The organism is Pseudomonas sp. UBA6753 (assembly GCF_002453565.1).
Taxonomy (GTDB): domain Bacteria; phylum Pseudomonadota; class Gammaproteobacteria; order Pseudomonadales; family Pseudomonadaceae; genus Aquipseudomonas; species Aquipseudomonas putida_Z.
In genome coordinates this window covers 135,405-156,089 of sequence record NZ_DKHD01000011.1, presented here as the reverse complement: position 1 = coordinate 156,089, position 20,685 = coordinate 135,405, and the positions used below count along the sequence as shown (strand labels likewise).

The window sequence follows — 20,685 nt, the reverse complement described above, 5'->3', positions numbered from 1 at the left end:
TTGGCGCCGAACTCGCGGACATACCCGCTAAGGCCAAAGCCCTAGACAGTCAGTCATATGGATCAGGCGTTGAAACGCTGATGGCGGAACTTCCTCTCATAGGTTGCGGTGTGCCCATTTCAGTCTGTGACTACGCGCTTCAGCCGCAGTGCGTTGAATACCACGGAAGCCGAACTTACGCTCATGGCCAATGCCGCAATCATCGGTGACAATAGATGGCCGGTAAGCGGGTAGAACAAACCTGCCGCCAGCGGTATGCCCATAGCGTTGTAGAAGAATGCGAAGCCCAAGTTTTGACGCATGTTCTTCACCGTGGCCACGGATAGTGTTCTGGCCCGCAGGATGCCCATCAGGTCGCCCTTGACCAGCGTCAACTGGGAGCTGTTCATGGCAACATCGGTGCCAGTTCCCATGGCGATCCCGACATCAGCCCGGGCCAGCGCAGGGGCATCGTTGATCCCATCTCCTGCCATGGCAACCCGGCGCTTATCGCCCTGCAGGAGCGCCACCAGTTGCTCCTTGTCCTCGGGTTTCACTTCTCCGTGGACTTCCTCGATGCCGAGTTGTTTCGCGACCGCACGTGCCGTAGTCAGGCCGTCGCCGGTGGCCATGATGACCTTCACATCTTCTGCCTGTAGCCGGGTTACCGCCTCCTTGGAGGTGGGTTTGACCGGATCGGACACCGCTAGCAGGCCAGCGAGCACGCCATCGACGGCCAAGTACATGATACTCATGCCTTCCAGACGCAGCTGCTCGGCGCGGTCTCGCAACGGACTGGTGTCGAGGCCAGCCTCTTCCATCAAGGTCGTGTTGCCAAGCTGCAGCCGTTTGCCGTTCACCTGGCCACGTACACCGATCCCAGAGCCCGACTCAAACGCCTCTGGCTTGGACAAGCTGTGTCCATGCGCTCGCGCATGATCGACAATCGCATGTGCCAGCGGATGCTCGCTGCCTTGGTCCAGGCTGGCGGCAAGGCGCAAGACTTCGGGTGGCATGAACTGCCCGGTACCGACCACGCTATGAAACACTGGCCGGCCCTCGGTGAGGGTCCCGGTCTTGTCGACGATCAGCGTGTCGATCTTGCAGAGGTTCTCGATAGCACTGGCGTCTCGGAAGAGCACGCCACTGCTGGCAGCCTTCCCGGTAGCGACCATGATCGACATGGGAGTGGCTAGGCCGAGCGCGCAGGGGCAGGCAATGATCAGGACCGCGACCGCATTGATCAGGCCGAAGACCCAGCCAGGCTCCGGTCCGAAAAGCCCCCAGCCGAAGAGCGTGACCAGCGCGACCAGAATCACCCCCATGACGAAATAGCCGGCCACGGTGTCCGCCATCCGCTGCATCGGGGCTTTCGAGCGCTGAGCCCGCGCGACCATCTGCACGATTTGCGAGAGCACTGTCTCGGCGCCGACCTTCTGCGCCGCCATCACAAGGCTGCCGTGGGTATTCAGCGTGGCACCGATGAGTGCATCCCCAGCTTTCTTCATCACTGGCACGGGCTCGCCTGTCAGCATGGATTCATCGATAGCACTTTCGCCTTCCAGGACCACCCCGTCGACCGGCACCTTCTCGCCAGGGCGAACGCGCAGGTGGTCGCCCGTATGCACGTGGGTGAGCGGAATATCTTCCTCCTGACCATCGGCCCCGATGCGACGGGCCGTCTTGGGGGCAAGACCCAGGAGCGACTTGATGGCGGCGGAGGTTTGTGAGCGCGCCTTGAGCTCGAGCATTTGGCCGAGCAACGTTAATGAGATGATGACTGCAGCCGCTTCGAAGTAGACACCGATGCGGCCATCCTGCATGAAAGTCGTCGGGAAAACCTGCGGGAACACTGTGGCCGCAACGCTGTATAGGTACGCCGCAGCCGTTCCCAAACCTATCAGGGTCCACATATTCGGGCTGCGATTACGAATCGATGCGACCCCACGCACGAAAAACGGCCAGCCAGCCCATAGTGTCACGGGAGTGGCCAGAATCAACTCCACCCAATTCTGTGTGGCACCATGCAGCAATTGGAGTTGGTGGGCAGTCATGGCCAACACGGTCACGATGACCGTCAGGGGCAAGGTCCACCAGAAGCGGCGGGAGAAGTCCTTGAGTTCCGGGTTCTCGTCTTCCTCAAGCTCCGGTATTACCGGCTCTAGGGCCATGCCACAGATTGGGCAACTGCCCGGCCCACGCTGGCGGATTTGGGGATGCATCGGGCAAGTGTATTCGGCGTCCGCCGCGTTGCTTGGCTGCGGGGCAGCCGAGTGGAGATGGCCCGCGTGTTCTTGGTCCTGGGGAGGGCTAAGATAATGCACAGGCGCTGCGCGGAATTTCGTCAGGCACTTTTCACTGCAGAAGCGGTATGTCCTTCCCTCGTATAGCTCGAAGTAGCGACTATCCGGTGGCACCGTCATACCGCATACCAAATCGCGCTGACTACCATCCGGTTGCTCATGCGGGTGCGAGTGGTCATGGTCATGGTCATGGTCATGGTCATGCTGGCACGATTCGGTGTGCATGAAGTAGTTCCCTTTGTTGTCCGGTTTGGACGAGTTTTCACCCTTCTGGTGAGAATACCCGCCATGGTTGTGCCCGAAGAGTTGCGTCAGCGGACAGAGCAACAAAATTAAATAACTGTAGTGCCTGTGACAGGTGGCCATAGTGCACGAGCCACATAAAACAGGCCAAATATGGCCAGCATGATCAGTGCAATACCGCCTTTAGTCCGCCAAAAAGGTATTGCCAGATCTGTACCACGGCGATGGGCTCCGTCATGATCAACTCCCAAGCTGGGTGGGAAATATCGGCCGCTGCCGTATTGTCCAGCCTAGACAACATCTCCTTGAACAGCTGTGACGCCAATCAATGCTCCTGTAAGCGTGTCGATTATTGTTGTGGTGTAGCGTCATGGCATAGATCATTTCTGGAGGTTGCTGATCCTGCTGCTGCACCAGTGGTTGCCCTTCGACAATGCGCTGGCTGCCTTGTACCCCGGCGAGGGAGTGCCCAAGCCGCTGGAGGAGTACGACGCCGGCTCCCGGTGGGGAACGCCGTCCATGCTTTCCTGCCTGGACGGCCTATACTTGCTCGACCCCTTCTACCAGGCCTGTCAGGAAGGCCTGCCCAGTGGGCTGTAACGCCTGGAGGAGATCGCTTCTGACCAGTTCCGTCAAAGCGAGTACTTCCTCAGTTACTTCCACGCCAACGCATTGGAAGACGAGGTGCAGTTCGTTCTCCAGTTGCCGGCCAAGGTAGCCTTATGCGATCTAACAGCTCAAGCCCCAGACCTGATACATGCGGTGCGGTACAGCGCTGATCGGGTCACTCTTCGCTGTTCCCCTTCCAGCTTTGCCTTTGCCCACAGCAGACGTCGGAGATGAAACTGCTCGGCGGACTCACAAACCTGCTCCAGTGCTCTCGCACAAGGCTTTGATCTGGCCATCTTTGCTTGAATGGCTGACCCGTGGCAGGGCGTTGGCCGTGTTTTCTTCGTGCGTGTTGAGCCCAAGGCGAGCGCGATCCACCATCCACAGGCCGCTACTGCCGCGCGCCAATTCTATGCCGGCACTACTCGTCAAAAAATAGGTGAGTGCTTACCCGGCAGGCAATGGGCTACTATCGAGCCCTATATCTATCCGAAAGGGTTAGCTCCGTTGCCAGGGAATTGCATGCAGGCCATCGATATTGAAAACGCGATCGTTCTTCCTTGGGGGCTTGGCTCAAGATCGCCCCATGACCTGTTTTCTGTGTGCGCAGAAATCATTAACTGCCCTGGTGACATCGTTTTAGACGCTAGCAACCTCTCGTATATCGATCCGTTAGGGATGGCCACGCTGCGAGCGTTGTTTGAAAACCAGTTGGTCCAGAAGCGAGTTTCGATGCAGTTTTTGAGCAGAGACCTGACCTCCTACCTGGCCAGGATGGATTTTTTCAAGGACATTGATGTAGAGGGTGTAGATCTATCGGGGGTAGGACGTCGAAACGACCGAAGCACCTCGTTGGTGGAAATCACCAAAATCAGCGAACACCATCAAGCAGAGGCTGCAGCCTCTCGCCTCGCTAGAGCTATTACGGGAAGGTTGACTCAATCGGACCCGGATGCCCCAGTCGACGAGCACACGGGACGGAATGAGTTTGACTCCTACCGGGGCCCTCTGGAGTATTCGCTCAAGGAGCTATTGGAAAACTCGCTTACTCACGCCCGCAGAGAGGGACGTGGTGACGCCGCCGTTTGGCTGACCTGTCAGTTTTATCCAAAATTGAACCTTGTACGCATGGCCATCGTCGATAATGGGTGTGGGTTTCTCGCGACACTGAGGAATCACCCTGAGCTTCATGACCGCACGCATTTGCACGCGATCGAGGCGGCACTCAAACCGCGAGTGAGCTGCAACCGGGGTGCGATGGCCCAGATCCTGGGTAGCGAGAACCAAGGTATCGGGTTAACAACTACCGCAAAAATTGCAGACGCGGCGGGCGGTGGTTTGATCATCGTGAGCGGCAATGGCATACATGACACAAAGCGTCGGCAGTCTCAGGAGCTGCATGATGCGCTGTGGAATGGTGTATCGATCGCGTTTAGCTGTACCCGTGAGCTGCTGCCCACCATTTCGATCAGTGACTTGCTGCCGAAGGACGATGCAGGACAGGTTGACGACGATCTCGACCTAGATCTGAATTTCCGCTAGCTCTGGCTTTTTGATAGCTCGAGGGCTAGAGTCGATCATGCAAGGAGCGGTAAATGGGAGATTCAGCGTCAACTGAAACTCTCGGGCTGCAAAAAAGGATTATGCAATACAAGGGGTTACGACATGCAAACTCAAATTCGATTAAGTAGGGATAGTTCTATCCGAACGTACGGAATGCGAGCTTCAGCGATCCCCTACCGTACCGAAATCGAACGCTCGCTCAGCAGTGGTGAGAGCGTTGTCATAGATTTCGCTGGGAACGATGTCACTCAGTCCTTCGTCGACGAGTTGATCGGGGCGCTGATTCTGAAGGAGGGTCGCCAGGTGGTATCGCGCCTTGCCTTTGAAAACTGCACCAACGATGTCAAAGGAATCATTAAATTTGTGGTCCATGATCGAGTTCGACAGCTGCAAAAAATGCCCGCGTGACGGATCCGCATTGAATTTAAGGCCCTCAATATTGAGGGCCTTTTCATTGGTGCCAGGCAAAAGATAGCCGTCTTGAGTGGCCCCCATAGCTCGCCCTGAAAAGCGAATGTCAGGGGACACACCGCAGAAAAGCGTTCTGTAGCGGAGGAATACGTGGAAAACGGAGCTTAGGTTTCCTCATTGAGATGTGTAGAAATCCATCGCGACTCACCTATGCAAAGGCTGCGAAAAGCCTGAATCTACTGGGGTATCGTGGCGTGAGATATGTGCAAAAAAATGTGCACAGCATCTGCGGATTGGAGAGCTGGCTTGGCTCCTTAAGTAAAACCATCAAGCTGCAACGGACCTGCAACTCCTGCGGCTTGAAGCAAAGCGGGTAATACCACCCCTGCAGGCCCAACGAGCATTATCTCTTCCGCCCCGTCCATCCCCACGTCGTCAAGGTTCACATGGATCACGGTTGCCCCGGCCGCCAGAGCCATATCTGGAATACCGGCTGCCGGCATGACTACGCCAGATGTACCCACCGAAATCAGCAAGTCACAGGCTTCCACAAGCCTTACTGCTGAACGCCACGCATCCTCTGGAAGATTCTCTCTGAACCAGACCACCCCAGGGCGCAACCTCCCGTTGCATCGAGTGCACCGCGGAGGCTCGATCATCTGTCCCGCCGGGGGAACCGCCAGTTGATCTGGTGATAACTCTGCTGGCCGGTGGCATCCGAAGCATTTCACGTCCATCAAGCGGCCATGAAGGTGTATCACCGAACTGGAGCCGGCTCGTTCATGCAGATCATCAATATTCTGGGTAACGACAGATACGTTCCAGCCAGCATCAGCTATCCGTGGAATAGATAGATGAGCCAAGTTAGGTTTGGCCTGGCCAACCTGCTGCCGGCGCCAAAGATACCAGCTCTAGACGAGAGCTGGATTTTTGCGAAAGGCGTCCGCTGTTTCGAGACGCTGAGGGTCATGCTTCGCCCAGAGGCCTGTCAGCTTGTCGCGGAAGGTCGGAATTCCGCTGTCAGCAGAGATGCCAGCACCCGTGAAAAAAACGACCCTCTTGGACCTGCGCAAAGCCTCAGCAGCTCTTTGCAAATTGCTCATTGGACACACCTCAGCCCCGCAGCGGGGACTCCCTTGCAGTAAACACGGTAACGGCCGCACATCCCAGCTAAAGCACTCGCGTTTGATCGGAAAACCAAGCGTAGAGCGCAGGGTGCCGCATACTGCTGCTACCGCTCTAGTAAACCTCCAATGGATTTCAGCTACCCGACCTACAGCTATCTCTAGCCCCATCGCGGGAGGTGCATATGACCACTCCCTTTGCTCACATCCAGACCCGACATGAGCCTTCAACCGCCCTGAATAAAAGCAAGGTCGCTTTGGTTGCTACCCTGTCGATTGAAGCCAATTCAGACCGGACGATCGATGCTTACCTTGGTGGCCTGCAGATGTACAACGATCTATTCGAGTGGCGGCTGGATGAATACCCCCAGGAAGCGCTAGATCTCATCATCGACTGCTTTCTCCCCGCAGAGTCGGTGCCTCAATCCATCCTGAAGAGTGGCGTTTCAGCCGGGCTCATCCGCTCCAGGGTCTTCCAAAGCGGAGACTGGATATCAGGCAAGCAATGGCTTCAGCTCGCATCTACCTCCACCCCAGGGGGTGGAGTTGACCCCGACCAGCTACTGGCTGATGGTCAGATCTTCTCGCTTCGACCTGGGAAGGTCGACTTCTTCCCCGCTTATGCTTTGGACGGTAGCAACGGCTATCAACCGATCAGCAGCCTTTGCGACGTATTGTCCGTTCTCTCGACTCGCATGGACGAGTGGTCTATGGCGGCTTGGTTCCAATCAGAAAATTCGTCTCTGGGCGGTATCGCCCCCAAAGCCTTGCTGTCATCCGCCCCAGAATGGGTGCTAGCTGCGGCAAAGAAAAAGCCAAGAGGAAGACGTGTGATTAGATGAACGGCTTCAGATTGCATACCGTGACGCGCCCGATGGATAGTGTCTCAGGGGATCAAAGATGAGCAGTCAACCAGCTCCCCGCAACGATCGTAACTGGCGACCCGTCTTCCATGATTGCTATTCGACGGTGATCAAGGCGGTTGATGCTCGATATGACGTTCGCGGTTATTTGTTATCAGAGTTGGTGAAGCTGTGCCTGAAAAATCGGGCCACAGTTCCGCTAGCCCGGCGAGCCTACTACGAGGGATGCGTTCAGAAGGAAGCCATAGCTTTTCTGGAGCGTTATACCTCCCACTTGCTATTCGGCCCAGGCGGCCGACTCTCGCCGCAGGAATACCGATACGGCGCATATTGATGCTCTCCAAGGCCCAACTCTGGCGTAATCATTTGTCCCAACGTTGGCAGAGGCTTCATGATGAAAATCACTGGTCGTGTAGAAACAGAAGCGGTGGTCGACGTGAGCTGCGACGTATGCGGCTCCTCCACACGTTTGGAAAACGGCAGCCTGCAGTATGGGGTGCTCCAGGCGCACTGGGGCTTTGGTGCACTGCATGACGGAGAGCGCTATGAGGTACACCTATGTGAACCTTGCTTCTTCCAAACCATCGCTTACCTCAAGCAAGAGCGGCGCACAGCCAACATGTTTGAAGGTGATCCGCAGCAGCCCGAGGATGACTTCGGCCTCGCTTCCAGGGATGACTTCTTCCGTGATGGTCATTGATTTGAAAGCCAAACCAGCCATGCTACTTCGGCTTTTTAGGTGAGGACGGGGACTGTGAGTCCACGTATCGATGGAAGGCTAGTGCTAGGTCTTCGTCGGTCGCCTTTGGAAGCGGTTTACGACGAGGCGCTTTGACCGGAGCGTTCTCATCCGGTTGGGTGATCTGCCTCAGTAGGGTGCGCTCAGTCTCGGTAGCCGACGAATCGAAGACCCTTGTCTGTACACGCTGATCACGGTCTGTCCTGTTAAAACTCACCACGTTCGACTTGTATTCAACAGGTAAGTCAAATGGACAGCGCAGGTCCAAATGCCCGCCTTGATTGCCTTTGCTAATGGCCAACAACTGCAGTTCTTCGACCTCTTTCGAGCTGGTGGTATACGCGCTCGATCGGTAAGCCTTGTGGAGGTCGTCGATTTCAATCCGGTTTCTGCCAGCGACTCGGCATTCGATGTAGGCAAGCTTGGAGTTTGTAGTGTCACAGCCTCGCGGAGGTGAGCTTGAGCACATTCACAAGGAAGTCATCAAATTCGATTCGGCTTGGTTCGAATCTCTTATCCGGATGCCGGTTGATCATCCTTATCGCAGAATGGATAGAGTGAAGATGGCCCGGGAGGAACTGGGCGATCTGCTGGAGCTGACTCAGGCCTGAGGAGGCCTGCTGTAAACCACTTTTTTTCACTGTAAACCACAGTGGTTTACAGTGAAAAAAGTGGTTTACAACGTAGCTATGACACGCGCCCTGGCCACTCCCCAGGCCAGCGCGCTCCTCATTGGTTCGTTCAGCCGGACGTCGAACACCTGTGCTGCTCGGGGCCTTGCCACGCCGCGGTGTCCTATAATTCATCTTCAGCTGAATGGAGCAAAATGTTGTGAAGCGCACATTCATTGGAATGGTCGAGGCTGGTGAGCCACTGATGAGGCAAGCGCTTGAAGCTATCCGACAGGCCCACGAAGCGGAGGCTGCTGGATTGCCAGACCTTGAGGTACAGCGTCTTCACCTATTGGCAGATTCGCTCTATCAGGCGGTCATTGATTTTCAGCTCCTCAAAGCAGGTAAACCACCGTCGACTATCCAGTGAGGACCTGCCGCTACATGACGAAAAAGATACCAGCTCTTCTCCCCGACCACCCCATGTATACCGACGCAGTGGATGCGATGAAGCAATACCACGAGGCGCAGGCTTCTGGCTCATCTGCCGAAGAGGTTGAGCGCCTGCGTCAAATCGCAGAATCACAATTTCGGGCTGTCAGCGAGTATCAGCTCAACGCTCTGGGATATCAGTCTCGTCGTCCGCACTGAAGGGATAACCGATCCGGAGGTAGCTTCAGAATCCATCAAGCCAAGCGGAAGACTCACGACGCGGTCCGATTGATCAGCGAGACGGTCGGGAGGGTTTGCACACAGCCCCAAAAAAAAAGCAGCTCCCGAGAGCTGCTTTTTTCTTACTCCCCCTTTTTGTGCTTGTGGGGTTTCAGGTCCGGATGGTCCTTCTGCTTTTCAGGGGTGACTCGCTGCCTTTTGTCCGGAGTGCCATCTTCATTGGTGCGCTTTGGGCCTGGCTTGATGCTCATGCAAAACTTCCTTTTCCGCTTGGGTTGTTGAATGCAGCTATGTAATTAGTCCAGCTTCTCTCAGCTGTCAAAGCAGGCTGGTGCAGAACCGCCTGGCCGATGATCCGGTCCACATCGAACATTCAGAGGCCAGAATAAGAGCCTCCGACAAAGGGCTTACAAGGGGCAGTGAAATCCAGCGCTGAGCGATACGAAGACGTCTGGACGTTCATCATGCCGAGCACGGTGTGGAACAGGTTGTCGTGGCTCAGCGGTGACGTGGTTTGAGCTTTCAAACAACCCACGTTGACCTTTTCGCTCTTCGCGAGCGAGTCAGACATCCAAAGTACCAACGGCACCTTTGTTTGCTCGTCAGGAGCCATCGCGTAAGGCAGCCCGTGTAGATAGAGCCCACCCTCCCCCAGCGATTCGCCGTGGTCCGAAACGTACATCAGCGCAGTGTCGAACTTGGTGTTGGCCGCCAGGATATCGATGAGATTTGCAGTCACATAATCGGTGTAGAGGATTGAGTTGTCGTAGGCATTGACCACCTCCTCCTGCTTACATTTGTCGAGCTCGTTGGTCTCGCACACCGGTGCGAATTTCTTGAATTGCGAGGGGTAGCGCTTGTAGTAGGCCGGGCCGTGACTGCCTTTGTAGTGGAGCACCAGGACAGCATCGCCTTCCTGGCGCTTGATGAAGTCTTGCATCTCCGTGAGCAGCACCCCGTCCTTACACTCCTCGCTGGTGCACAGTTGGGAATCCGCGTGAGAGGCAGCCTTGTGGTTGGGAACCCTGTCGCAGACCCCTTTGCACCCCGAGTTGTTGTCAGTCCACATGACACTGATGCCAGCGCGTTGAAGCACGTCGAGCAGCCCTTCTCGGCTCTTGGCCAAGCCATCTTTGTACTGGGCCTTACCCACGTCCAGGAACATGCATGGCAGCGAGACCGCGGTAGCGGTACCGCAGGAGCTCACGTTCGTGAAGCTAATGACATTTCGCTTTTCTAGTTCCGGATTCGTTTCACGGGAGTAGCCGTTGAGGGAGAAGTTGGCGGAGCGAGCGGTCTCTCCTACTGCCAGTACCAGCAGCCTGGGTTTACGAGCCGCACCCTGTCGATTAACTACCGCATCAGTACCAATGGCCGTCAGCGTTTTAGGTGAGGCCAGCTGACGCTTCAGGTACCCATGGCCAGCCGCAAACAAGTTGGTAGGTACCAGAATCAGCCGGATCTCCCGATTGTTGCGCAGCAAGGAGGCATACGACTGGTACTGACTCAACGCGATGCCAGATAAGGTCAACAGAGCGAGCGACAGAGCAATGAACCTGCTGACCAAAGCTTTGGCCCAAGGCTTGCGCCGGAGGGGAACCCGGGCAATCAGGTAGACGGGCAACACCCCAACCATTGCGACCCAAAGACCGAGCTTCCAATTCAGCAGCTCGGTTGCCTCAGCGACGTCGGTCTCCACAACGTTGGTGAACATTGTGTAATCGATCACGATGCCGTAGGCATTCATGAAGTAACTCGCAAAAGACGCGCTGATCAGTACCAGGCACAGTATGGGTTTGGCCAGCCGCCCCCATGACAGCAAGCTCAGAACGGTAAACACCCATGCGAATACTATGACTGGGAGGCTAGCCGCTAGCTGCCAGTTCACTTCATCGGTTTTGAATACCAGCTTCCAGAGCACGTTCCAGAGCTCAGCGTTCGCGAATAGCAGTAACCAAAAAGTCACCAGGCCGATTAGCAAATTAGTACTGATGCCTTTCTGCCGCGCATTGCGAATAGCAAAGATCCATTTGCTTAACAGGGTGTGAACAATGGATTTGGAAGGTGTCATTATCAAACTCTGGAAGCTGCTTATCCATGGCGGTAGCTATGGAGTTAGCGGGAGCTACAAGGCAAACCGTCGACAGATGCTGAGCGATTGCGCAATGTGCGGAGCGTCAGAGGCCTTAGGCCCCTAGGCGTTGGGGACGCTTAGTATGTGTGAGGCATAGGGATAAAAAGAGAAATGAATCTCGCTGAGCGCATTATTTCCGGGACCTGATAACGACACGATGACCTCGGGATTACAATGCTGACAGAAATCCAATTACTGCTGTTTTGATTGTCATTGATCACGCTATGATCAAAATTAGGGGGATACTACCCACCAAAAGCAATGCTCCGCTCAGCTAGATAAATTTAATTTCACAAACAAAACGGTTTCGTTTTGTCGTAGGCTAATTTTGAACTTTCAATTCAACTTACAAGTCTTTCTCGCGAGCAGAATATTATTTTCAACTTTTGCTCGTTAATATGTCACCCATCAATGAGGGGCGAATACCATGAGCTTTTTCAAAAACATCCTGGGCGGGCACCATGGCCGTGGAAATCACGGTGGAGGCAAGCACCACAGCGGGGGACATGGGGCCGAGCAATATGATCGCCATGGCCGGCAGCAGGGCTGCGACGGCGGTAATCAGGTGTATGACGGCGGGCGCCCTCCCACTCCTGCCCCCATCAAAGATCTGCAGGGCTGCAGGCAGTGCCGGACGGCCAACGATCCGTCAGCACGCTTTTGTCTAAACTGCGGAACACCGCTATCGAGTGGTTGCACCGCCTGCGGCTCGCTGCTGAGTGCAGGAGCAAGATTTTGCAGTCACTGTGGCCAAGCGACGCTCTAAGGCTAGGTAGACAGGAAGGCCAACGAGACCACAACCCTGCGCAAGGAGAAATACGTGGGTTCAAATCATGACCATGGCAGCGCTGCAGTACGCGAGGGGCATCAGAAGAAGCTAATCATGGCGCTCGGCTTGACTGGCAGCTTCATGATTGCAGAAGTGATCGGTGCGTGGATTACCGGCAGCCTGGCGCTGCTGTCGGACGCATCTCACATGTTCACAGATACTGCCGCCTTGGCGATCTCACTGATTGCACTTCAGATAGCCAAGCGGCCGGCGGATCAGAAAAGAACCTTCGGCTATGCGCGCCTGGAAATTCTGGCTTCGACGTTCAACGCCGTGCTGCTCTTCCTGGTGGCGATGTACATCTTGTATGAGGCCTACCAGCGCTTCTTCATGCCGGCGGAGATCGCTACCGGAGCGATGATGTGGATCGCAATCGCCGGCCTGATCATCAACCTAATTTCGATGCGCCTTCTGGCATCTGCGAGCAACGAAAGCCTCAACGTCAAAGGAGCCTACCTCGAAGTTTGGAGCGACATGCTCGGCTCGCTTGGCGTAATCATCGCGGCACTTATCATCCGCTTCACCGGCTGGACCTGGGTCGACACGATTGTCGCTGTGGCGATCGGCCTTTGGGTTCTGCCGCGGACGTGGCAGTTGCTTCGCGAAAGCCTGGGGATCCTCATGGAGGGTGTCCCGAGGGGGCTCGACGTTACGGCAATCGAGGCCACCATCCTCGGAGTAGATGGCGTGACGGACGTTCATGACTTGCACGTGTGGGCTGTCAGCAGTGGCAGTAACGTGATGACGTCGCACGTAGTGGTTCGGGATTCTGCAGATGGGGATGCTGTGTTGGCGGCCGTCGTGGATGCTGTCAGCGATGCATTCGAAATCCATCACTGCACCATCCAGATCGAGCGGGCAGCTTTCCACGAGAGCGTTCCCTCACCCTCGCACTGACCGATCGGTAAACACCATGCAAACACATCACCCTCCTGGCTGAGGGTGATGTTGCAAAAAAAATGCGGTGAGGGATGCCGTAAACGGCAGGAGCGCTTCAAGGGGGTTGGTGAATGGCTTCGCCTGCCCTCGTCAACAACCTCCAGAAGGCTCAGCGATGGCCTGGATCATCACGAAGTACCTACTCACTGCCGGTATAGTGATTCTCGTGTCAGAGCTGGCGAAACGCAGCGACAAGCTGGGCGGCTTGGTCGCCGCCCTACCCTTGGTCACGGTCGTGACGTTGGTCTGGCTCTATTTAGAGAACCAGAGCATGGAGAAGATCTCCAACCATGCTTGGTACACGTTCTGGTACGTGCTTCCGACCCTACCGATGTTTATTGCTTTTCCATTGCTGCTACCTAAGCTCGGCTTTTGGCCGACACTGATCAGCAGCATCCTCATCACAATGGCCAGCTTCGGAGGCTTCGCCATACTGCTGCGCCGGTTCGGCATTGAGCTTCTATGATCCGGTGGCCGCAGGGATCATCTTGATGAGTCTTAACGGCTATTAACACACTCGCCCTTCACCAGGTAGCGAACCATGTGCAGTTCGCCTTTCGAGTCTTCGTAGGTCATCATGCTTCTTACATTACCGCAGTACCGCACACTGGGTGATACATACACCAACTTACCAACGTCCAGGTCCATGCCATAGGCGTAGTCTTCTAGTTGAGGCATGGGCTTTTTTACGCGTTGAGCATAATCCGCTGTAGCCTCTCTAGCAGTACGCTCGATGCGTTTATTGATCTCCATACCGCTTTGGGCATTGGCTGTTAGTGATGTAAAGAGCAAAAACACGGCGATCGCTGATACAGTAGTGTTCATAAGAAGTCCCTTAATAAAAAAGCGCCCGTAGGGGGGCGCTAAAATTCACCTACCAAAGGAGCGTATGGTTTACAGGTGAATGCACTGGCGCGAACAACTGCTCGGTGCTCTTGCCAAGCTGCTTTGAAATGAGACAATTTCCAAAGCAGCGATGCCTCTTCCGCTGCCCTTAAACTAGCAAAGGAGGCTAACACCAAGATGATCGGGCAATTACAATTTGGACATGTAATAGATTGTAAGATAATTATTCGAGAGAATATCGAGCCGCCACGTGAACTAATTTGCAGAAAGGCGCTGCGGTTTGCGGCCGTGCATGGGGTCTGCCTGCGTGGCGCCCTCGATCCAAGGCCAGTACCAGTCCTTGCAAGCTAACGACCGAAATGCTGCCTGTCCTGGCCGATTCCACCTGCCAGGCGAATCTGTCATACACCGCCGCAGGCCCCAGAATCCGCTATGCTTAGGGGTGGAGCCTGCATGACTGTCAGAAATCTTGCGGCTACATTACAAATTTGTAGGATTTCGCCGCGGCCAGCTTCTTCGCGTTAAGATTCAAGCGTCCTCAGGTGACCCGGCGTATGGACAGAGGTAGCGACTACCACATGCCATACCCTCAGCCAAACTTTCGAACAGCCTGCAACCATAATCTTGGCGGATTAGGCCAACTCCTTCCTCACACCTTGAGATAAGTTATGCGCGTTCTAGTTGTGGAAGACGAAATTAAAACTGCCGAATATCTTCAGCAGGGCCTATCCGAAAGCGGGTATGTCGTAGATATCGTGCACAACGGTGTAGATGCTCTGCACTTGTTCAACACTAATGTCTATTCGTTGGTCCTCCTGGACGTGAACCTCCCGGGTATCGACGGCTGGGACCTGCTGGAAACCATCCGTAAGACCAGCCGGGTCCGCATCATCATGCTGACCGCCCGCGGACGCATCAATGACAAGCTCAAGGGCTTGGACGGCGGCGCGGATGACTACCTTGTGAAGCCATTCGAATTCCCTGAGCTGCTTGCTCGCATCCGTTCGCTGCAACGCCGTGGTGATGAGTTAGTCGAGAAGAGCTCGCTGAAAATTGCCGATCTGGAACTCGACTCCGTCCGCCATCGCGTCTTCCGCGGTGGCACACGCATCGATCTCACCACCAAGGAATTTGCGCTTCTGCACCTGCTCATGAGCCGAACGGGCGAAGCGCTGACTCGCTCTCAGATCATCTCGTTGGTCTGGGATATGAATTTCGATTGCGACACCAATGTCATCGATGTAGCCATCCGGCGCTTGCGCTCGAAGATCGATGAGCCGTTTGAAACCAAGCTCATTCACACGCTTCGTGGCGTTGGGTACGTTTTTGAGGAACGCGCATGAGGCCATTCAGCCTGGCTGCAAAGCTGGGGTTAAAAGTTGGGTTGATGAGCGCAGCGTTGCTGCTTCTGTTCGCCACCTTTGGCTATCTGATGGTAGGCAAGGCTCTGGAAAGAAATGCCAGAGCAGACCTGGAAGTAAAGATGGCGGGGATGGCTCACAACCTGTCCACCATCCCGGACATCTCCGGCGTCAACGCGGATGCGCATCAGCTTGTCGATTTGGTCATGGGCCACAACAACCTGTATGTGAGCATATTCGATACCTCACAGAATCAGACTCCCCTGCTCTCGATTGGCTCGAAACAGGTCAATCTGGAGGTGCACAAGTTTCAGCCGGCGGCCCAGCCCAAAGAGCACGAATGGCGTGATACGCAGGACCGTCCTCTGCTGAGTGCTTCTCGAATCATGCGTTTGGGCGATGGAACAGAGGTCAGCGTCTATATGACCATGGACCAGTCATCCAGTGAGGCGCTGCTCGATGCGTTGCTGACCTGGGCCTTGATGATGTCCCCCGTCATCCTCGCACTGATCTTGGCCATTGGCTGGTGGACTGTGCGCAGAGGCCTGCTACCACTGACCAAGTTCCTCAAGATCGCCTCGAAAATCTCAACCGAGAGCCTCGACCATCGCCTTCCAACTGATGGGATGCCGGCAGAACTCAAAATGCTCGCCGACGGCATCAACATCATGCTGGCTCGCCTGGATGATGGGGTTCAGCAGCTCTCGCAGTTTTCTGACGACCTTGCTCACGAACTTCGAGCACCGCTTTCCAACCTGATGGGCAAGGCCCAGGTTGCCTTGACCAGAGAACGATCGCTTTCCGAGTACCGGGAGGTTCTGGAGTCGTGCACAGAAGAGCTGGACCGCATGAGCCGCATGGTTTCCGACATGCTGTTCTTGGCCCAGGTCAGTCATCCAGCATCAATGGTGGAGTTCGAATCCGTCTCCTTGGTCGACGAGGTTCAGCGAGTGTGCGAGCTCTTCAGCATTTCAGCAGAAGAAGGCGAGATTCAGCTGCAGATCTCCGGCAGTGATGACGTGGTGCGCGGGAATCGCCTGATGGTTCAACGTGCCGTCTCGAATCTGGTCTCGAACGCGATCCGTTACTGCCCTCGCGGCCGCACGGTCTACGTTAAGGTGCAGCATAGTGCGAGCGGTACGACGTTGAGTGTCGGCAACCCCGGCCGTGGTATTGCCAAGGAACACCACGCGCACTTGTTTGAGCGGTTCTACCGTGTGGACAAGAGCCGAGCACGGAGCGAAGGCGGTACCGGTCTTGGCTTGGCCATTGTGCAGTCGATCATGAGTCTGCACCAGGGATCGGCGAGCGTGGAGGTGACCGAAGAAAACTTCACCTGGTTCCACCTTCACTTTCCGGAAGCCCAGCAAATGCAGCCGGCAATGACCGCCGCTTAAATTGCGCAGACACGATTAGGCCCGTCAATCGACGGGCCTTTTGTTTGCCTCAATGCATCAGTGCCGAAGGACCACAGGGTCCATGGGCGACCGCAGAATCACCGACTTAATAATCTTCTGTTCGTCAGGATTGGCGTTTTTCCACAGGTGTGAGAAGTACTGAGCATTCACTTTCTCTTGAGCACTTACGCTGCCGGCGGCATCGATCAGGCGCATGGTCGAGTAGACACAGATCAGCGCCAGAATGAAGAACGCCGTGGCGACCACCATCACATAACGCTTGGCCAGCACCGGTGCCCGCTTGAGCTCCTGGATAGAGGCGTCCGCCGCCTTTGTCGCTGCTGTAAGCTCCGAGATCAGTGGCTGGATGGCGGTGTCGACTCCGCGGCATGCAGCTGAATACGCTGATGCAGCGGCGCGCAAGGCAACCTCCTCCGCGTTCGACCAAGCCTTCTCCGCCTTTCGCACCTCCTCCTGAATCTGCCGGCCGACAGCGTCCACCTGCTCCACCAGTTCGTTCGACCTCTCCAGAACAGCGCTGGAGGTGCGCGTCTGCGAGGTCAGCTCATCGAGCTGGACAGTGAGTTTTTCAGTGCAGCGGCGAAAGTCACCGATAGCAACTGCCCAGGGCTCTATGTCATTCATGGCTATCTCCTAGGGCGGCCAACAACGCCGCGCTGAATTAACGCGCTAGATATCAAAATTGTAATTTAAGAGAAAATTCGAAGTCGCCCTCGACAGTGCCGAGATAGACATGATCCTTCCAGATTTGAAGATTTAACGCATCCTATCTGCAGCCAAAATTACGGAATTGTAATTATTGACTCACCTTGTCGTTAGCTTCGCGTTCCTAAACTACAAACCAACAAAGGCCGCTAATCAGGTTGGCCTAGTATGAACCGAGGTTCACAATGAAATTTGTCAAATCTATCGCTATTGGCAGCCTGCTGCTGGGTCTCATGGGTACCGCTTACGCTGAAGGCGGCTTCGAGCGAACGAAACAGTTCAACGAGAACTTCCGAACCGAACAGGCTCGCCTATGGAGCGATGACTCTTCGGACCAGAACAAACAACAAGTCGCTCAAGAGCAAAAGAAAGAAAGCAAGGATGGTAAGGAACAAGCCGACAATTAATCGGCGGTTAAATAGGACTTCAAATGACGAAAGAAATCGACAAAAAAGCCAGGGTAAAACCTGGCTTTTTTGTGCTTGGAATTTAGCCTTCGTTCTTGCGAGGCGTTTCCGCATTGCTTTCTCCGGCCAGACCCTCGGCACCTTGTGCGGGGCGTTTCCAATGGCACAGCAGGAGCTGGCTGGCGTTCGCTTCGGTGATCGATGTGCAAGCTAGATCAGCGGGCAGACCATCCTTGCTGTCTCGCAAGCGCCTGGACAGATAGAACGAGCCATCCCGCGGCCACTTGGCAGGATCCTTGATGTTCTCGGACTTCCCGCTGCTGTAAAACTCCGACGAGTATGAGCGGCGGCCAGGATAGATCAGGGGAGCGGAATGAGCAGACTGCACATTGAGCCAGGCTTGAACCACATCCCGCTGATTCTGAGGGCGCTCCTCTAGTACCCCGGCGTAGATGATGCCCGCACCGATGATTGGCAACACCAATGCGCTCGCAGCGGCAGCCCAGGTGGTCTTCGGGCCAACTTCGCTGACCCGTGCAGACAGCAGCAATGCCCACGCTGGCAGCGCGGGTAGCAGGTAGGTCCACAGAATGTTGCCTGCAAATGTGAAGAAGACCGGTGTCGCCAAGGCCCACAGCCAGAGGTAGGCTTTGAAGCGCTGCATCGATCCACGCTTGCGGATCAACAGTGGTAGAAACAAGGCCCATGGCAGTAGCGACAATCCGAGCTGGATCCAGATGCTGCCGTACGGCTTGGCATGAGCACTACCATAGAGGTCCCCTGCCCAGTTACTGACGACGTAGCGGCTCCAGTGCTCACCAACGAAGAAGTACTCCATGAAGCCGGGCGTTTTCATCTCGGCCGCGACATACCATGGCACGGATATACCGAACATGAGTACAAGGCCGCTAATCCAGGGAAGCCTCAGTACCCGTCCCCATTCCTTGTAGATAACGAACCAGGCGAATGCCGGCGCCCCCATAAGCACCAGGGTCAGCGGCCCTTTGGCAAGCAAGCCCAGCCCGAGACCTGCGAACATCAGGTAGGCATCCGCCTTGCTGGCGCACTTCATCCAACGCCAGAAACCGTAGCTGGCCAGCAGAATCGAGAACGACAAAACAGGGTCAGTCAGCACAACACCGCTGGAGACCAGGCCAAGTGTGGTGCTGGAAAAAATAATGGCAGCCCAGATGCCGGCGTTACGAGAAATCTGCTGCGTGCCGAGTTTGATGATGATGAAACAGCTTGCCAGGTGGAGTAGCCACGCTGGGAAGCGCGCAGCGAACTCGTTAACGCCGAAGACCGTCATGCTCGCGGCCTGGGTCCAGAAGGACAACGGAGGCTTGCCCCAGAACGGTACCCCGTAGTCGAACATGGGCGTGATCCAGTCATTCAACTCGACCATCTTGCGAGCCATTTCAGCGTAACGGGCCTCAGATGTGTCCATCAGCGGGTAGATGCCCAGCCCCACCAAACGCAATAGCAAAATCGAACCCAGGACCCACCACAGCGTCCTCTCGTTCTTCAGGTTCAGCATTTCTTACCCTCGATCGAAGCCATCGAAGGGTGGAGTGACACGGGATCTGCCTTGTTGCTGTGCTTCAGGAAATAGAGAGGCCGGCGCTTCACTTCCGCGAGTGTCACGCCCAGGTACTCCCCCACCATGGCGACACCGACGCACATGAATGAAGCCATTCCGACGATCAGGTGATGGATGTCGAAACTGCCTGCCACAAGCGACGCAAGCATGTAGCAGATGCTGGAGACGAAAAGACCGAAACTGATGAGGCTGAAAATGCGCAGTGGTTTGCGAGAGAAGCTGACGATGCTCTCGATGGCCAGATTGAACAGGCCAGCTGCATTCCATTTGGTGCTCCCGGCATGGCGAACAGTGCGATTGTAGGGCAGTTCGATGGTACGAAAGCCTACCCAGCCGATCATGCCTTTGAGAATCCTGGAGCGTTCATCCAGGGCCCGCAGGGCTGCCAGCGGCGCAGGCCCAATCAATCGGAAATCGCTGACATCGGCCGGCATGTCCACCTTCTCCACCAGGCGCTGCATGACCCAGTAGTAAGCCCGGGCACTCATGCGCTTGAACCACGAATCACCGATTCTCAGGTTGCGCTGCATGTTCACCACGTCGTAGCCGCGTTGCCAGTAGTCCACCATGGCCGCGATGAGCTCTGGTGGATCCTGCAGGTCGACATCAATGAAGATCAGCGCACTGCCACGGGCATGGTCTATCCCGGCGCTCAGTGCAGCCTCTTTGCCGAAGTTGCGACTCAGGGACAGGCAACGTACAGATGACCCATCCTGATAGTGGCGAAGAATGTCGGCCGTCCGGTCATTACTGCCGTCGTCGACATAGAGGATTTCGCAGGAGACGGGTAAGCGCTTCACCACGCGGGTGATTCGCTGGTGGAACTCGGGGATGGTTTCCTCTTCCTGGAAGCAAGGGACCACGATGGTTAACAAGGGATCAGGGCGCTCGGGAAAGCGATGTAATGTCTGCATGATTGAATGTCCAAAAACGATGTGCAATGAATCCAAGTGCAGTGAGGCTTAAGGTCACTACGACTTGGGAGATGAGCGGTGACAGATTCGACTTGATGAGGAACCACATACCCACGCCATTGCCGAAGTTTGTGGTTAACGCGACCAGTGCAAACCTGACAGGCTGAAACTTACGAGAGCCATCTGCCACAAAACAGAGCGCCCTATTTCCAATGAAGCTCGCGATTGCGCCAACCATGCCGCCACAGATACTGGCCAGTAACGGAGTAACGAATTCTGTCGTAACCAGCAATAGGAACACCGCATAATGGACTCCCGTTGCTATGAAGCCGATCCCCAGATAACGAATCAGTAAGGTAGTAAGAGGTGGGGTTTGATTTTCCATGCCCAAAGCCTATGGAGGCAAAGGTGAAAA

Annotated in this window: 21 protein-coding genes and 2 pseudogenes; 14 read left to right on the top strand and 9 right to left on the bottom strand. The window is 55.5% G+C overall.

Features of this window, described 5'->3' with window-relative positions:
• Nucleotides 1-119: 119 nt before the first annotated feature.
• Complete coding sequence (locus tag B2790_RS05805) at nucleotides 120-2,648, bottom strand: heavy metal translocating P-type ATPase (RefSeq protein ID WP_135192439.1); 2,529 nt, start codon at nucleotides 2,646-2,648, stop codon at nucleotides 120-122.
• A 249-nt stretch (nucleotides 2,649-2,897) separates the two neighbouring features.
• Here B2790_RS05805 and B2790_RS05795 point away from each other — a divergent pair.
• The 3 genes and pseudogenes from B2790_RS05795 to B2790_RS24945 all read left to right on the top strand — a co-directional run.
• A pseudogene (locus B2790_RS05795) lies at nucleotides 2,898-3,233 on the top strand (helix-turn-helix transcriptional regulator); the annotation flags it as partial.
• A gap of 423 nt (nucleotides 3,234-3,656) precedes the next feature.
• The gene (locus B2790_RS05790) at nucleotides 3,657-4,676 is read left to right on the top strand and encodes an ATP-binding protein (protein WP_015268415.1); all 1,020 of its coding nucleotides are present in this window, start codon (nucleotides 3,657-3,659) and stop codon (nucleotides 4,674-4,676) included.
• A gap of 123 nt (nucleotides 4,677-4,799) precedes the next feature.
• Nucleotides 4,800-5,105, top strand: coding sequence for an STAS-like domain-containing protein (locus tag B2790_RS24945; RefSeq protein ID WP_080516231.1), 306 nt, complete (start codon nucleotides 4,800-4,802; stop codon nucleotides 5,103-5,105).
• 317 nt (nucleotides 5,106-5,422) lie between these two features.
• Here B2790_RS24945 and B2790_RS05780 read toward each other — a convergent pair.
• A pseudogene (locus B2790_RS05780) lies at nucleotides 5,423-6,211 on the bottom strand (SIR2 family NAD-dependent protein deacylase).
• 206 nt (nucleotides 6,212-6,417) lie between these two features.
• Between B2790_RS05780 and B2790_RS05775 the strand changes: the two are divergent.
• From B2790_RS05775 to B2790_RS05750, 5 genes are all read left to right on the top strand, one after another.
• Complete coding sequence (locus B2790_RS05775) at nucleotides 6,418-7,074, top strand: hypothetical protein (RefSeq protein WP_012312014.1); 657 nt, start codon at nucleotides 6,418-6,420, stop codon at nucleotides 7,072-7,074.
• Between the two features lie 412 nt (nucleotides 7,075-7,486).
• Nucleotides 7,487-7,795 carry a hypothetical protein gene (locus tag B2790_RS05765; RefSeq protein WP_012312015.1) on the top strand — a complete coding sequence of 103 codons (309 nt, stop codon included), beginning with the start codon at nucleotides 7,487-7,489 and terminating at the stop codon, nucleotides 7,793-7,795.
• A gap of 473 nt (nucleotides 7,796-8,268) precedes the next feature.
• Complete coding sequence (locus B2790_RS05760; protein ID WP_023663245.1) at nucleotides 8,269-8,445, top strand: hypothetical protein; 177 nt, start codon at nucleotides 8,269-8,271, stop codon at nucleotides 8,443-8,445.
• A gap of 205 nt (nucleotides 8,446-8,650) precedes the next feature.
• On the top strand, nucleotides 8,651-8,875 hold the full coding sequence (locus B2790_RS05755) for a hypothetical protein (RefSeq protein ID WP_011953103.1): 225 nt from the start codon (nucleotides 8,651-8,653) through the stop codon (nucleotides 8,873-8,875).
• Between the two features lie 14 nt (nucleotides 8,876-8,889).
• Nucleotides 8,890-9,096: a hypothetical protein gene (locus B2790_RS05750; RefSeq protein ID WP_011953104.1), complete on the top strand. Its 207-nt coding sequence runs from the start codon at nucleotides 8,890-8,892 to the stop codon at nucleotides 9,094-9,096.
• Between the two features lie 143 nt (nucleotides 9,097-9,239).
• Here the strand turns inward: B2790_RS05750 and B2790_RS05745 are convergent, their stop codons facing one another.
• Together B2790_RS05745 and B2790_RS05740 are read right to left on the bottom strand one after the other, a co-directional pair.
• Nucleotides 9,240-9,368, bottom strand: a complete 129-nt coding sequence (locus B2790_RS05745) for a hypothetical protein (RefSeq protein WP_003253468.1) — start codon at nucleotides 9,366-9,368, stop codon at nucleotides 9,240-9,242.
• A gap of 122 nt (nucleotides 9,369-9,490) precedes the next feature.
• The gene (locus B2790_RS05740; RefSeq protein ID WP_003298414.1) at nucleotides 9,491-11,188 is read right to left on the bottom strand and encodes a phosphoethanolamine transferase; all 1,698 of its coding nucleotides are present in this window, start codon (nucleotides 11,186-11,188) and stop codon (nucleotides 9,491-9,493) included.
• A 490-nt stretch (nucleotides 11,189-11,678) separates the two neighbouring features.
• Between B2790_RS05740 and B2790_RS05735 the strand changes: the two genes are divergently transcribed.
• The 3 genes from B2790_RS05735 to B2790_RS05725 all read left to right on the top strand — a co-directional run bounded on the left by B2790_RS05735 (nucleotide 11,679) and on the right by B2790_RS05725 (nucleotide 13,485).
• Nucleotides 11,679-12,017, top strand: coding sequence for a zinc ribbon domain-containing protein (locus B2790_RS05735; RefSeq protein ID WP_071890582.1), 339 nt, complete (start codon nucleotides 11,679-11,681; stop codon nucleotides 12,015-12,017).
• Between the two features lie 54 nt (nucleotides 12,018-12,071).
• Nucleotides 12,072-12,977, top strand: a complete 906-nt coding sequence (locus B2790_RS05730; RefSeq protein WP_010951438.1) for a cation diffusion facilitator family transporter — start codon at nucleotides 12,072-12,074, stop codon at nucleotides 12,975-12,977.
• 157 nt (nucleotides 12,978-13,134) lie between these two features.
• Nucleotides 13,135-13,485, top strand: a complete 351-nt coding sequence (locus B2790_RS05725) for a DUF3147 family protein (protein WP_011953105.1) — start codon at nucleotides 13,135-13,137, stop codon at nucleotides 13,483-13,485.
• 32 nt (nucleotides 13,486-13,517) lie between these two features.
• On the opposite strand, the gene B2790_RS05720 is transcribed toward B2790_RS05725, so the two are convergent.
• Nucleotides 13,518-13,844 carry a DUF2790 domain-containing protein gene (locus tag B2790_RS05720; RefSeq protein ID WP_011953106.1) on the bottom strand — a complete coding sequence of 109 codons (327 nt, stop codon included), beginning with the start codon at nucleotides 13,842-13,844 and terminating at the stop codon, nucleotides 13,518-13,520.
• A gap of 689 nt (nucleotides 13,845-14,533) precedes the next feature.
• Here B2790_RS05720 and B2790_RS05715 point away from each other — a divergent pair.
• Nucleotides 14,534-15,208 (top strand): heavy metal response regulator transcription factor, encoded by a 675-nt coding sequence (locus B2790_RS05715; RefSeq protein WP_015268421.1) that lies wholly within the window; start codon nucleotides 14,534-14,536, stop codon nucleotides 15,206-15,208.
• Entirely contained in the window at nucleotides 15,205-16,623 is a 1,419-nt protein-coding gene (locus B2790_RS05710) for a heavy metal sensor histidine kinase (protein WP_011953107.1), read from the top strand. Before B2790_RS05715 ends, B2790_RS05710 begins: the two co-directional genes overlap by 4 nt.
• 57 nt (nucleotides 16,624-16,680) lie before the next feature.
• On the opposite strand, the gene B2790_RS05705 is transcribed toward B2790_RS05710, so the two are convergent.
• The gene (locus tag B2790_RS05705; protein WP_010951442.1) at nucleotides 16,681-17,268 is read right to left on the bottom strand and encodes a hypothetical protein; all 588 of its coding nucleotides are present in this window, start codon (nucleotides 17,266-17,268) and stop codon (nucleotides 16,681-16,683) included.
• A gap of 266 nt (nucleotides 17,269-17,534) precedes the next feature.
• Here B2790_RS05705 and B2790_RS05700 point away from each other — a divergent pair, with 266 nt between their 5' ends.
• Nucleotides 17,535-17,756, top strand: a complete 222-nt coding sequence (locus B2790_RS05700) for a hypothetical protein (protein WP_010951443.1) — start codon at nucleotides 17,535-17,537, stop codon at nucleotides 17,754-17,756.
• 82 nt (nucleotides 17,757-17,838) lie between these two features.
• Here B2790_RS05700 and B2790_RS05695 read toward each other — a convergent pair whose 3' ends face one another.
• Genes B2790_RS05695 through B2790_RS05685 form a run of 3 tightly spaced genes read right to left on the bottom strand, consistent with a single transcriptional unit; the run spans nucleotide 17,839 to nucleotide 20,655 of the window.
• Nucleotides 17,839-19,293, bottom strand: a complete 1,455-nt coding sequence (locus B2790_RS05695; protein WP_010951444.1) for a phospholipid carrier-dependent glycosyltransferase — start codon at nucleotides 19,291-19,293, stop codon at nucleotides 17,839-17,841.
• On the bottom strand, nucleotides 19,287-20,270 hold the full coding sequence (locus tag B2790_RS05690; RefSeq protein WP_010951445.1) for a glycosyltransferase family 2 protein: 984 nt from the start codon (nucleotides 20,268-20,270) through the stop codon (nucleotides 19,287-19,289). Before B2790_RS05690 ends, B2790_RS05695 begins: the two co-directional genes overlap by 7 nt.
• Complete coding sequence (locus B2790_RS05685) at nucleotides 20,236-20,655, bottom strand: GtrA family protein (protein ID WP_010951446.1); 420 nt, start codon at nucleotides 20,653-20,655, stop codon at nucleotides 20,236-20,238. Before B2790_RS05685 ends, B2790_RS05690 begins: the two co-directional genes overlap by 35 nt.
• Nucleotides 20,656-20,685: the final 30 nt, after the last annotated feature.